Annotated in this window: 12 protein-coding genes and 1 pseudogene; 9 read left to right on the top strand and 4 right to left on the bottom strand. The window is 71.9% G+C overall.

Annotated elements, in window-relative coordinates; genetic code table 11:
• The first annotated feature begins 9 nt into the window (after nt 1-9).
• Entirely contained in the window at nt 10-1,362 is a 1,353-nt protein-coding gene (gene glsA, locus OG230_RS02010) for a glutaminase A (protein WP_328908390.1), read from the top strand.
• A gap of 49 nt (nt 1,363-1,411) precedes the next feature.
• Here the strand turns inward: glsA and OG230_RS02005 are convergent, their stop codons facing one another.
• On the bottom strand, nt 1,412-2,224 hold the full coding sequence (locus tag OG230_RS02005) for an endonuclease I family protein (protein ID WP_328908389.1): 813 nt from the start codon (nt 2,222-2,224) through the stop codon (nt 1,412-1,414).
• A 304-nt stretch (nt 2,225-2,528) separates the two neighbouring features.
• Here OG230_RS02005 and OG230_RS02000 point away from each other — a divergent pair, with 304 nt between their 5' ends.
• The 3 genes from OG230_RS02000 (at nt 2,529) to OG230_RS01990 (ending at nt 5,296) form a co-directional block, all read left to right on the top strand.
• Nucleotides 2,529-2,741, top strand: a complete 213-nt coding sequence (locus tag OG230_RS02000; protein WP_328908388.1) for a hypothetical protein — start codon at nt 2,529-2,531, stop codon at nt 2,739-2,741.
• A 118-nt stretch (nt 2,742-2,859) separates the two neighbouring features.
• Nucleotides 2,860-4,017, top strand: coding sequence for a methyltransferase (locus OG230_RS01995; protein WP_328908387.1), 1,158 nt, complete (start codon nt 2,860-2,862; stop codon nt 4,015-4,017).
• Nucleotides 4,018-4,117: 100 nt separating this feature from the next.
• Nucleotides 4,118-5,296 (top strand): acyl-CoA dehydrogenase family protein, encoded by a 1,179-nt coding sequence (locus OG230_RS01990; RefSeq protein ID WP_328908386.1) that lies wholly within the window; start codon nt 4,118-4,120, stop codon nt 5,294-5,296.
• Nucleotides 5,297-5,327: 31 nt separating this feature from the next.
• Here OG230_RS01990 and OG230_RS01985 read toward each other — a convergent pair whose 3' ends face one another.
• The 3 genes from OG230_RS01985 to OG230_RS01975 all read right to left on the bottom strand — a co-directional run bounded on the left by OG230_RS01985 (nt 5,328) and on the right by OG230_RS01975 (nt 7,270).
• Nucleotides 5,328-6,413 (bottom strand): helix-turn-helix domain-containing protein, encoded by a 1,086-nt coding sequence (locus OG230_RS01985; RefSeq protein ID WP_328908385.1) that lies wholly within the window; start codon nt 6,411-6,413, stop codon nt 5,328-5,330.
• Nucleotides 6,414-6,608: 195 nt separating this feature from the next.
• Nucleotides 6,609-6,731, bottom strand: coding sequence for a hypothetical protein (locus OG230_RS01980; protein WP_328908384.1), 123 nt, complete (start codon nt 6,729-6,731; stop codon nt 6,609-6,611).
• Nucleotides 6,732-6,811: 80 nt separating this feature from the next.
• Nucleotides 6,812-7,270, bottom strand: coding sequence for a hypothetical protein (locus OG230_RS01975; protein WP_328908383.1), 459 nt, complete (start codon nt 7,268-7,270; stop codon nt 6,812-6,814).
• A 104-nt stretch (nt 7,271-7,374) separates the two neighbouring features.
• On the opposite strand from OG230_RS01975, the pseudogene OG230_RS01970 reads away from it, so the two are divergent.
• The 5 genes and pseudogenes from OG230_RS01970 to OG230_RS01950 all read left to right on the top strand — a co-directional run.
• A pseudogene (locus tag OG230_RS01970) lies at nt 7,375-7,610 on the top strand (MFS transporter); the annotation flags it as partial.
• 282 nt (nt 7,611-7,892) lie between these two features.
• Entirely contained in the window at nt 7,893-8,969 is a 1,077-nt protein-coding gene (locus OG230_RS01965) for a zinc-dependent alcohol dehydrogenase family protein (protein ID WP_328908382.1), read from the top strand.
• Nucleotides 8,970-8,983: 14 nt separating this feature from the next.
• On the top strand, nt 8,984-9,661 hold the full coding sequence (locus OG230_RS01960) for a helix-turn-helix domain-containing protein (protein ID WP_328908381.1): 678 nt from the start codon (nt 8,984-8,986) through the stop codon (nt 9,659-9,661).
• Nucleotides 9,658-10,416, top strand: coding sequence for an HAD family hydrolase (locus OG230_RS01955; RefSeq protein WP_328908380.1), 759 nt, complete (start codon nt 9,658-9,660; stop codon nt 10,414-10,416). Before OG230_RS01960 ends, OG230_RS01955 begins: the two co-directional genes overlap by 4 nt.
• Nucleotides 10,413-12,869, top strand: coding sequence for a glycoside hydrolase family 65 protein (locus OG230_RS01950; protein WP_328908379.1), 2,457 nt, complete (start codon nt 10,413-10,415; stop codon nt 12,867-12,869). The genes OG230_RS01955 and OG230_RS01950 overlap by 4 nt, the downstream gene beginning before the upstream one ends.
• Nucleotides 12,870-12,940: the final 71 nt, after the last annotated feature.

Raw genomic sequence — 12,940 nt, 5'->3', positions numbered from 1 at the left:
CCGGCCCGGGTGAGCGCCACCGACGCGGTGACCGACGCGCTCGGCGAACTGCACCGCCGGTTCGCCGGAGTCCGGGAGGGGCGTCCCGCCGACTACATCCCCCGGCTGGCCCAGGCGGACCCGGACGCTTTCGGGCTCGCCCTCGTCAGTATGGACGGCCATCGCTACAGCACCGGTGACGCGGACGTCGCCTTCAGCCTGCAGTCCGTCTCCAAGCCCTTCGTCTACGCCCTGGCCCTGTCCCTGCTCGGCCTGGACGAGGTGGGCCGCTGGGTGAACGCCGAACCCAGCGGAGAGGCGTTCAACGCCATCAGCCTGGAGCCGCGGACCGGCCGGCCGGCCAATGCCATGGTCAACGCGGGCGCCATCGTCACGACCGCGCTGATCCCCGGCATCCCGGGTGCGTCGGCGTTCGACCGGATCCTGGGGTGCCTCGGCCGGTTCGCCGGCCGGGACCTCGACGTGGACGAGGAGGTGTACGCATCCGAGGCCACGAGCGGGGACCGGAACCGGGCGCTCGCCTATCTGATCCGCAGCGCAGGGCCCCTCCCCTTCGACCCGGTGGCGGCGGTGGAGACGTACTTCCGGCAGTGCGCCGTACGGGCCACGGCCGTCGACCTCGCCACGATGGCGGCGACCCTCGCCCACGGCGGCGTCAACCCCGTCACCGGCGAAGCCGTCGTCACGCCGGCCGTCGCGGCGCAGGTCCTCGCGGTCATGGCCACCTGCGGGATGTACAACTCGTCCGGCGACTGGCTGCTCCGGGTCGGGCTGCCGGCCAAGAGCGGGGTGTCGGGCGGTCTGATCGCCGCCGGACCGGCGCGCTTCGGACTCGCCGCGTACAGTCCGCCGCTGGACTCGACCGGCACGTCGGTGCGCGGGCACGCCGCGCTCGTCGAACTCTCGCTTCGGTTCGGGCTCCACCTCATGAACAACCCGGCGCTCCCCGGATCCACCGTCACACTGGCCACCACCGCGGACGACCTGCCCACCGCGCCGGCGGGGCGGCGCGAGCGCGCCCTGCGCGAGCGGGTGGGTGTCGTCGCCGCTCAGGGCGCGCTCGACTTCACCGCCGCGGAACGGGTGCTGTTCGCCCTGGACGACTCCGGTCCGGAGCGGACCGGATCGGTGGTGCTCGACCTGCGCGAGGTGACCGGCATCGACAGCGTGGCGCTCGCCATGCTGCATGCGGGACTGGCCCGGCTGGCGTCCGACGGGCGGCGCGCTGCCGTGGTCGACCCCGACGGCCGGCTCGGACCGCCGGGTCTCACCCGGGAGCGCACCGGCCAGGACCTGCCGCGCTTCGCCTCCCGCGAGGAGGCCGTCGAACGCTGCGCACACGCCCTCGCGGAGGACGACTGAGCCGGTGCCGGCCGCCGACCCGTACGGACCGGGCGGCCGGGTGGTCCGGCTACCAGATGGCCTCGACCCATTCGGGGTGGTCTATGAAGGGGTTCCGGTTGTGCTGGTACCGGTCGAAGACGACGTCGTTGCGGCGCTGTTCGAAGCTGTCCGGCGGGTCCTCCTGGTTCCACTGCTTGAGTACGGAGAGCCTGCCGATGTACGGGGCCGAGCCGTTGTTCACGTTCTCGTTCGGTTCGAGGTCGGCGAAGGAGTCGTCGCCCTCGTAGCGCACCGCCATGTACAGGATCATGCGGGCGACATCGCCCTTCACGGCGTCGCGCGGTTCGAAGGAGTCGCTGTCGGTGTAGTTGCCCGGAGCCTCGCCCAGTTGGCTGCCGCCGTTGTCGAAGTCCTTGTTGCCCCGCGTGGAGTTGACCGAGACGTCCTCAGGGCGCAGGTGGTGGATGTCGGTGCCGGGGCCGGTCGCGGTGCCGAAGTCACCGTGCGACTTGGCCCAGACGTGCTCGCGGTTCCACTGGTCGGCGTCGCCGCCGTTCTCGTTCTTGGACTGCGAGCGGCCGGTGTAGAGGAGGATCACGTTCGAGGAGTTGGCCGGGTCCTCGTCGGTGTCCTTGAGCGCGTCCCACACCTGGCTGTAGGTCAGCTTGGTCTGGCTGCTGATGATGGTGTGCAGGGCGGCTTCGAGCTCGGGGCCGGTCTTGCCGAGTGCGGCCTGGTAGTACGTGTCGTCGAGGGCCGCGGAGGCCGTGCGGGCCTGGGCCGGGGCGGCCGGCGCCGCGGCGGCGGTACCGGCGAGCACGGCGACGGAGGCCATGGCGGCCAGCAGTGGACGCGCGTAGATACGGGGACGAACGGACATGTGGGGTGTCCTCTCCGGAAACGGTGGCACCGCGGATCCGCTTCTGTGGGGCGCGGGTCGCGGTGGTCGTGCGAAGGCTGCTCAGCCGGGAGCCTTCCACACGCACCGTGCCCGGTGTGTGAACGCTGCGTACCCATCATGTGCAGGTCAAGTGGGGGTGTGGCCGAGAGTTCCGTCACCGCTGCTCGTGCCCCTGCCGGGTGCCCTTCCCGGGGCCGGATCGCCCTGCGCGCAAGGGTCCGCGGGCATCGGATGCGGTGACGCCCGCGCGGCGCGAGAATTGCCGCAAGGACGAGGAGGCGGCATGAGCGAAGAGCCCGAATCCGTATCTGTGACCGTGCCGGAGGTCCGGGGGGTCACTCCCGACCGCCTGCTGCACAGCGGCGGGAGCGACCATCCGAGCGCCGAGGATCTGGTCCTCGCCTCCGGGCGGGACCTCACCCCGGAGAATCTGAAGTGGGCACGAGGCAGGATCGCCGCTGAGGGCCGGGCGGCGATCGACAAGCGGCTTCCGTAGGCGGCGTCCGCAGGGCTCCGGCAGGTGGAGGCTGCCGGGGTCCGGGCGGGCCGCGCCGCCGCCGTGGACGGGGAGTGTGTGGGGCGCTCCCCGGACACTCGGTTAGCCTGAGTGCACAATGAATCGTTTGACGACGTCACAGGGCGGATTCGACCTCGCCCGCTTCCCCGAGAACCCCCGCGACCCGTTCCGTGCGTGGGACGCCGCCGATGAGTACCTGCTGCGGCAGCTGGAGGGGATCGACGACGCCGCGCCGGTCGACCTGTCCGGCACCGTCGCCGTGGTGGGCGACCGCTGGGGCGCGCTGACCACCGTGCTCGCGGAGCACGGTCCCGTGCAGATCACCGACTCGTACCTCGCGCAGCGCGCCACCCTGGCGAACCTCGCCCGGAGCGGCGCCGGCGAGGACTCCGTGCGACTCCTGTCGGCCCTCGACACCCCGCCGGACCGGATCGACGTCCTGCTGGTGCGGGTACCCAAGAGCCTCGCGCTCCTGGAGGACCAGCTGCACCGCCTGGCGCCCGCCGTCCACGCCGGGACCGTGGTCATCGGGACCGGCATGGTCAAGGAGATCCACACCTCCACGCTCAAGCTCTTCGAGCGGATCATCGGGCCGACCCGCACCTCCCTGGCGGTGAAGAAGGCCAGGCTGATCTTCTGCACCCCGGACCCCGAGCTGTCCCGCACGCCCAGCCCGTGGCCGTACCGCTACGACCTGCCCGCCGACGTCGGTATCGCCTCCGGGCGCACGGTCACCAACCACGCCGGGATCTTCTGCGCCGAGCGGCTCGACATCGGCACGCGGTTCTTCCTGAACCACATGCCCGCGCGGACGGGCCCGGACCGCGTCGTCGACCTCGGCTGCGGAAACGGTGTCCTCGGAGTCGCCGCGGCCCTGGCCAACCCCGAGGCCGCGGTCACCTTCGTCGACGAGTCGTATCTGGCGGTCGCCTCCGCCGAGGAGACCTTCCGGGACAACCTCGGCCCGGACGCGGAGGCCGGTTTCGTCGTCGGCGACGGGCTGGACGGTGTGGAGCGGGGGAGCGTGGACCTCGTGCTCAACAACCCGCCGTTCCACTCCCACCAGGCGACCACCGACGCCACCGCCCGGAACATGTTCGTCGGAGCCCGTACCGCACTGCGGCAGGGCGGCGAGCTGTGGGTGGTCGGCAACCGGCACCTCAGCTACCACGTCCTGCTGCGCCGGATCTTCGGCAACTGCACCACCATCGCGGGGGACCCGAAGTTCGTGGTCCTGCGCGCCGTCAAGCGCTGACAGCCGTCGGGCTCCGCGGCCCTTCCGGATTCTTGCAACACGTTCTACTGTGTGCGCCGCCGCACACGGGCGACGCGACCGCGAGACACCTGGAGGGGCCGTGCACCTCGAATACACGCCTGAGCAGCAGCGGTTGCGCGAGGAACTGCGCACCTGCTTCGCCGCGCTGGTGCCCGACAACGCCTACGCGCGGTACGCCGAGCCCGCCGCGCAGAAGCGCTTCTACCGCGAGACGGTCCGCCGCCTGGGCGCCGACGGCTGGCTCGGCGTCGGCTGGCCGAAGGAGTACGGCGGACGCGGTCTCTCCCCGGTGGAACAGTTCATCTTCTTCGACGAGGCGGCGCAGGCGGGCGTACCACTGCCCCTGATGGCCCTCAACACCGTCGGCCCCACGATCATGCAGTTCGGTACCGACGCGCAGAAGTCGGACTTCCTGCCGAAGATCCTCGCGGGCGAGATCGACTTCGCGATCGGCTACAGCGAACCCGAGGCCGGCACCGACCTCGCGGCCCTCAGGACGCGGGCGGTGCGCGACGGGGACGAGTACGTCGTCAACGGGCAGAAGATCTGGACCACCAACGGCGACACCGCCGACTGGGTGTGGCTCGCCGCGCGCACCGACCAGGACGCCCCGCCGCACAAGGGCATCACGATGCTGCTCGTGCCGACGAGCGATCCGGGATACTCCTGCACGGTGATCAACACCCTGGCCTCGCACGACACCACCGCGAGCTACTACGAGGACATCCGGGTCCCCGTCTCCCACCGCGTCGGCGAGGAGAACAAGGGCTGGCGGCTCATCACCAACCAGCTCAACCACGAACGCGTGACACTCGCCGCCCACGGCACCATGGCCGTACGCGCGCTCCACAACGTCCAGCGCTGGGCCGCGGAAACGAAGCTGGCCGACGGCCGCCGGGTCATCGACCTCGGCTGGGTCCGCTCCCGGCTGGCCCGCACGCACACCCGCCTGGACGCCATGAAGCTCCTCAACTGGCAGATGGTGTCGGCACTCCAGCACGCCACCCTCACCCCGCACGACGCGTCGGCCGTGAAGGTGTACGGCTCCGAGGCGCGCCGGGACGCCTATGCCTGGCTCATGGAGATCGTCGGCTCGGCGGGCCCGCTCAAGGAGGGTTCGGCCGGTGCGGTCCTGCACGGGGAACTCGAACGCGGCTACCGGTCGGCCGTCATCTTCACCTTCGGCGGCGGCAACAACGAGATCCAGCGGGAGATCATCTCCTGGATCGGTCTGGGGATGCCACGGGTCAGGCGGTGAGCGCCCCGCGTGCCGGGAAGGCCGCACGCGCTCAGCGCAGAACGGCCGCCAGCAGGTCGGCGCCCAGCGCCGACAGATCGGGCAGATTGAGGGTGTAGCGGATGTAGCGGCCGTGCCGTCGGGCCGTGAGCAGGCCCGCGCGGCGCAGGACGGCGAGGTGGCGGGACACCTCCGGGGGCGAGAGTTCCCAGGTGTGGGCCAGCTCGCCGGTGGTGTGCGGGCCGCGGGCCAGGGTGCGCAGGAGGCGCAGCCGTACCGGATGGGCGAGAGCCTCCAGCCGCAGGGTGACCGTTTCCAGCGACACCGGCTCGGACGGCCCGGGCTCGGCGACGGGGTACTGGACCACCGGCTGCCAACCGGGCGCGTGGACCACCACCAGGTGCGGGCGGCCGAAGACACTGGGGATGAAAGTGACCCCGTTGGTGTGGGCGGCGGTCGCCCTGTCCTGCAGCTTGTCCACGACGATGTGGTCGCCGTCCGGTGACAGGGTGACCGAGCCGGAGACCGATGCGAGGGCCGCCCCGATGCCCTGGCGCCTCAGCAGGTCGTTCTTCAGGCGCAGGTCGGTGGCGAGTTGCGCGGCTGCGCTGGTCCAGGCGGTGTCGAAGAAGGCGTCGGCGCACTGTTCGAGGGTGTGGCGCACCCGCTCCCGTACCGCGGACGGATCCGCCAACAGCCGCTCCGAGAATGCCTCTTGCCGTGCGCCACGGGCCTGGGCCAGGTGCAGGGCCCGCCGGCGCGCGGTCGCGTCGGTGAGCGGTGACGGCGAGGCGACGGGGACCCGTTTGCTGCCGCACGTCGTGCCGAGCGCGGCGGTCACGTACGACTCGTCGTCGATCCGGTCCACGTCGTCCAGCTCCTCGACGAGGGTCGGCCGGGGCCGCGCGGGGAGCAGGAAGTCGGCCTGTGAGGAACGCCAGAGGAACTCCGCCTCCCGCAACCGCTCGGCCAGCTCCGGCCGCATCCCCGCCCGGACGTCCGCGGCCCAGTCGGAGAACTGCGGATGATGGCCCGGTTCTGCCAGGACGTGCAGCATCGCGGTCAGTTCTGCCAGCGGGGAGGCGACGAACCGCAGCCGCTCGGGCGGCAGTTCGCTGATGTCGATCCTCAAGGTCACCCCCTCATCATCACCGACCGGACGGCCGCTGACGTCGTCGGTTGACGGTGTCCGTCAACCGACGCACCCGGTGCGGAGGCACGCCCGCACCGTTGACGCCATGCCAGCCACCACCAAGATCCGGCGTCGCCATGACGATCGGCGTCGTCGTGGGCCTGGTGTGCATGCCCGCGGTGGGCCGATGGCTGATCCTGGCTACAGGGTGACGGACCAGGACCCGCGGGTCAGGGTCGTCTCACCGTCGGGAGTGATGGTGACGCGGGCGCCGTGGACCGGCAGCGTGCCCTCACGGTTGAGCCGGTCCCGGACCCGTTGCAACTCCTCCCACAGACGCCGCCGGGTAGCCGACGCCTCAGGCTGCAGTCAGCCAGCACGGACCGGACCGGACCGGCGAGGCCCTACAACCGCTTCTCCGCGTCCCTCGCGTGTGCCCGGCAGGCCAGAAACGACTTTCCACGAGCGTCCGTGACCGTTTCGGTCACGGGCTCGGCGCATGGGTTGCTGAGCTTGTCGTAGGCCCACTTGTGTGAGCACTCCGCAACCGTGCACCAGGTTTTCCTGCCTCTGACGCGAAGGGTGTTCCCGTGGTCCGGGCAGACACCCCACGGCACTCCGCACAGGCTCTCGGTTCCAGGAATGACGTAGACGCGGGTGAAGCTTCCTGAAATCCTTTCCAGCGCCTCCCAGGCGCGGCGGATGTCTCCGGCCGCGTCCTCGATCTGGTAGGCGACATCGCATGTCTCCGGAGCTGACCACAGCCGCAGGTAGGTGTCTTGCACCCGTCCTTGCACAGTGTGCAGTTCCTTCATCAGCTCGTGAAGCTCGGCGGCGGTCGGTGCCTGCTGCTTGTCGGTCATGGGTACTGGGTCCTCCTGGGTGTGCCGTGTCCGCCGAGTATCCCAACGGCCACTGACAGCCAGGGTCCTACGGAACACCGGGGCCATGTCGTGTGACGCCGGAGTCCGGCGTGGTACTCACCGTGTCCTACCTCGGCTTCCTCGCGGCCACTTCCCTGGGACACGGCTGGGGCGCCCCGGCCGTCGCCGCGGTGTCCGTGGTCTGCCTCGCCCCGGCCCATGCCCTGGGACGTACCCTCGCCCGCTTCGAACTCTTCACGGGCTTCGGCCTCGCCGTCTCCCCGGCGGCCATCACCGCTCTCGCACCCCACGCCCGGCCGCCCTCTGGGGCAGCCTCGCCGTGAGACGTGCAGCGTGGCCCGGTTGCGGCGGCGCAGGTCCGCGACACCCTGGAAGAGTCCGCAGCCGACGAGGTTGCGGGCCGGGGACGGGGTCCCACCGGGACATCGCGGCAGCTTCCTCGCGGGACCGGTGCCGGTCTTCGTCATCGGACCGGAACGGCCTGTCAGGAGGGACCCGACCGGTCCTCGGCAGGGGCCGACCGGCCCAAGCGGGACGGAGGGGCGCGGGCACACCCTGGCGGTGACCCCTTCCGTACGGCACACAGAGAGAAGGCCGCGCCATGAAGGCCCTCGTCTTCCACGGGCCCGGAGAGACCTCCTGGCAGGACGTCCCGGACCCTTCCGTCAAGGACGCCGCCGACGCGATCGTCCGGGTCGACGCCGTCACCATCTGCGGCACCGACCTGCACATCGTCAAGGGCGACGTACCCGAGGTGGAGCCCGGCCGGATCCTGGGCCACGAGGCCGTCGGCACCGTCGTCGAGACCGGCGGTGACGTCCGGAGTGTCCGCCCCGGCGACCGCGTCCTGGTCTCCTGCATCTCCGCCTGCGGCCGGTGCCGCTTCTGCCGCGAAGGGCACTACGGCCAGTGCCGCGGGGGCGGCGGCTGGGTCCTCGGCCACACCATCGACGGCACCCAGGCCGAATACGTACGCGTCCCCTTCGCGGACCTCTCCGTCCACCCTCTGCCCAGCACCCTGGCCGGCCCCGACGCCGTCCTGTTCGCCGACATCTTCCCGACCGCGTACGAGGTCGGCGTGCTCAACGGGAACGTGCGCCCGGGCGACACGGTCGTCGTGGTCGGTGCCGGACCGATCGGGCTGGCCGTGATCGCCACCGCGCGGCTGCACAGCCCCGGGCGGATCGTCGCCGTCGACCTCGCCCCGTCCCGGCTCGCCGCCGCGCGCGAGCTCGGTGCCGATGCCACCGTCAGCGCGGACGAGGAGCCCGAGCGGCTCGTGGAGGACCTGACCGACGGACTCGGGGCGGACGTGGTCGTCGAGGCCGTCGGTGTGCCCGAGGCGTTCGAGATGTGCACCCGGATGGTGCGACCCGTCGGCCGGGTCGCCAACATCGGCGTCCACGGCAAGCCCGCTGTCCTCCACCTCGAAGACCTGTGGATCAAGGACGTCACCATCACCACCGGGCTCGTCGACACCTACTCCACCCCCATGCTGCTGCGCATGACGGCCGCCGGCCGTCTGCCCGGGGCCGAGTTGATCACCCACCGCTTCGAGCTGGACCGGATGGAGGAGGCGTACGACGTCTTCTCCCGCGCCCGCGACACCGGCGCCCTCAAGGTCGTGCTCGGCGGACCCCAGCACGACACGGTCGCCGTACCGCCCCAGGAGCAGTGAGTGCCGTGAAGAGCATGCCGAGCCCCCCACCGCGGCAGTCCGGCGAGACGACCGGACGCACCGACCTGGGCCGCCGCCTGGCAGCCCGACGCGACGCCCTCGGCCTGAGCCGCGAGGAACTGGGCCGGCAGTCCGATGTCGACGGCACCTACATCGCCTACCTGGAGGAACACGCCGCTCGTCCCGCCATCGGCACTCTCGTCCGGGTGGCCGACGCCCTCGGCATCACTGTCGACGACCTGGTCGGCACGAACGCCGACCTCGTCGCCGGCCGGGCCACCGCCCGGCGCGACACCGCGCTCGAATCCCTGGACGAGGCCGACTGCCGCCGGCTGCTGAACACGCACGGCGTGGGCCGCCTCGCGGTGTTCACCGCCGAAGGCCCGGCCGTCCTCCCCGTCAACTACCTCGTCGCGGGCCCCGACATCACCTTCCGTACCTCTGCGGGGTCCGTCGCGGCCGGAGCGGCAGGGACCGAGGCCGCCTTCGAGATCGACAACATCGACGACGTGACGGCCGGCGGCTGGAGTGTGCTCGCCGTGGGTGAACTGGCGGCCGTCACGGAGCCGGACCGGCTTCACCACCTCGACGCCGCGGCGCGGTCCGAGCCCTGGGCCGGCGGCCCGCGCAACCACTGGATGAAGCTCACCCCCGTCCGGATCACCGGCCGTCGCGTGGTGCACGACTCATGAACGACCTGCGTGCGGTCGTGTTCGACACCGATGGTGTGCTCCTGGCCACGGCAGTCCGCCACGCCGCCGCCTGGAAGGAGACCTTCGACGGCTGCCTCCGCGCGTGGCGGCCCTCGGCCTCCGGGGAACGGCCGCGCCCGTTCGACGCCGTACGCGACTACCGGGACCTGGTCGACGGCCGGTCCCGGCTCGACGGCGTACGGGCCTTCCTCGGCTCCCGCCACATCGGCCTCCCTCCAGGAACGCCGCAGGATCCGCCCGGATGCGCCACCGTCCACGCGGTCGCCGCCCGCAAGGAGGAGATCTTCACCCGCGCGGTGCGGACCGACGGCGTCGCCGGCTTCGAGGACGTCCGGCCCGCGCTCCGGCGCCTGCGGGAGACGGAGGTCCGGTGCGCGGCCGTCTCGGCCTCCCGGCATGCCCGTGCCCTCCTGCGGTCCGCCGGTCTGATCGGCTGCTTCGACGAGGTGGTGGACGGCCGGGACGCAGCCGCACTCGCCCTGCCGGGCAAACCCGACCCCGCCCTCTTCCTCGAAGCCGCCGGCCGCCTCGGCGCCACCCCCGCACACACCGCGGTGGTGGACGACGCCCTCGTCGGCGTCGAGGCGGGGCACCGAGGGGGTTTCCGCCTGGTGGTGGGGCTCAACCGCGAGGGCGACCCCCGGATGACGGACGCCCTGCGCGCACACGGCGCCCATCTCGTCCTCCCCGACCTCGGTGGACTGTCCGCCGCACTCGGAGGCGACCGCCCGTGAACAGACCCTGGCGCTGGGAGTACCACCGCTACGACCCCGGGACCGAGCGGCTGGTCGAGTCCCTGTGCACCCTCGGCAACGGCCGCTTCGCCACCCGCGGAGCAGCCCCCGAGACCGTCGCCGACACCATCCACTACCCGGCCACCTACCTCGCCGGCTGCTACGACCGCCTCACCTCCTCCGTCGGCGGACGAACGGTCTCCAACGAGGACCTGGTCCGCCTTCCGGACTGGACCGCCCTGCGGTACCGCTGTCTGCCCGAGGGAGCACCGCCCGGCGACTGGCTCACGCCGGATCACCCCACTCTGCGCCACAGCCACGTCGCGCTCGACCTGCGCGCCGGTACGCTCGTCCGCCGCCTGCTGTACGGCGATGCCGAGGGCCGCCGCCTGGGAGTCACCCACACCCGCCTGGTCCACATGGGCGACCCGCATCTCGCGGCCCAGAACACCGCGTTCAGGGCGTACGGCTGGCGCGGCAGGATCGAGGTCGCGTCCGTGCTCGACGGAGACGTCACCAACTCCGGAGTCGAGCGCTACCGGGCCCTGGCCGGACAGCATCTCGCCGAGCACCGGGCCGGGGTGGAAGCGGACGGCACCGCCTGGCTGAGCTGCACCACCACTGCCTCCCGGATACGGATCGGGTTCGCGGTCCGTACGTCGGCACGCCCTCCGGCGCCCGCCGACAGGACGTGCACGGCCACCACCGCCACACAGACGTTCGCCCTGCCGATCGAACGGGCCGCCCCCGTCGTCGTCGTGAAGACCGCCGCCCTGTGCACCTCGCTCGACCGGCCTCTGTCCGACCCCGTACGGCGGAGCATCGAATGCGCCGCGCACGCCCCGGACTTCTCCCCCCTGCTGGCCTCCCACCGGGCGTCCTGGCGGCGCCTCTGGAGCGAAGGGGAGCTGCAGGTACCCGGCGACACCGGAGAGGTGCTGCGCCTGCACACCTTCCACGTGCTGCAGACCCTCTCCCGGCACACCGCGGAGCTCGACGCCGGCGTCCCGGCCCGCGGCCTCCACGGCGAGGCGTACCGGGGACACGTCTTCTGGGACGAGCTGTTCGTGCTGCCCTACCTCACCCGCCACCTCCCCGGGACCGCTCGGGCCCTGCTGATGTACCGGCACCGGCGGCTGGCCGCGGCCCGTGAGGCCGCCCGTCGGGCCGGGGGCAGGGGCGCGATGTTCCCGTGGCAGAGCGGCAGTTCCGGAGTCGAGGAGACCCAGAAGCTGCACCTCAACCCGCACTCCGGCCGCTGGCTGCCGGACCACTCCGACCTCCAGCACCACGTGGGTTCGGCCGTCGCCTGGAACGTGTGGCAATACGGGCAGGCCACCGGCGACATCGGCTTCATGCACGGCCCGGGCGCCGAACTCCTCCTGAACACAGCCCTCTTCTGGGCCGACGCGGCGGCCTGGGACACCGGCCTCGGCCGTTACCGGATCCGCGGCGTCGTCGGCCCGGACGAATACCACGACGCCTACCCGGACGCCGCCGGACCCGGCATCGACGACAACGCCTACACCAACGTCACCGCCGCGTGGGTGCTCGCCCGCGCACTCGACCTGTACGGGGAACTCCCGGCAGCCCGACGCGCCGAGCTCCTCACACACCTCGGCATCGGCCCCGACGACCTCCGTTCCTGGGAGGACGTCTCGCACCGCCTGTACGTGCCGTTCCATCACGGCGTGATCAGCCAGTTCCACGGCTACGGAGACCTCGCCGAGCTCGACTGGGACGGCTACCGCGCCCGCTACCACGACATCCGCCGCCTGGACCGCATCCTGGAGGCCGAGGGCGACACACCCAACCGGTACCAGGCGTCCAAGCAGGCCGACACCCTCATGCTCGGGTACCTCTTCCGCCCCTCGGAACTCGGCGAACTGTTCGGCCGGCTCGGGCACCGCCTCGACGACGAGCTCTGGCGCAGGACAGTGGCCCACTACCTGCGCCGCACCTGCCACGGCTCCACGCTCAGCAGCCTCGTGCACGGCTGGGTCCTCGCCCGGGAGCAGGGCCCGGACGCCTGGCGCTACTGCCAGGAAGCCCTGCTCAGTGACATCACCGACGTCCAGGGCGGCACCACCGGCGAAGGGATCCACCTGGGAGCCATGGGAGGCACCCTCGACCTCGTCGAGCGCGGCATCGTCGGACTCGAGCTCCGCGACGACGGCCTGCACGTCACCCCGGTGGCACTCTCCGAGGTGCCCGCCTCCTCGTTCTCGGTCTGCTACCTCGGACACCCGGACATCCGGATCCGGTTCAAGCCGGGCCGGCTCGGCCTCAGCGTCCCGTCGTCGCTCCTGGCCCCGGTGACCCTGGTGCTGCCCGGCGGCCGTCAGGAACGTGTCGCGGCAGGCCAGGAGCGATGGTTCCGGCTGCCCGAGGGCCGCCACGGCGGGCCGCCCTCCGGCGGCCCGGACGCCGGACAGGGGGAGCGGGGGCCCTGACCGTCTCGCGTGGCGCCGCGTTCCGCGTTCGCACACTGTGGATGTACCAGTCGTCGGAAGGGTGCAATCGG

Source organism: Streptomyces sp. NBC_00234 (assembly GCF_036195325.1).
Classification (GTDB): domain Bacteria; phylum Actinomycetota; class Actinomycetes; order Streptomycetales; family Streptomycetaceae; genus Streptomyces.
This window is presented reverse-complemented; position numbering and strand designations above follow the sequence as displayed.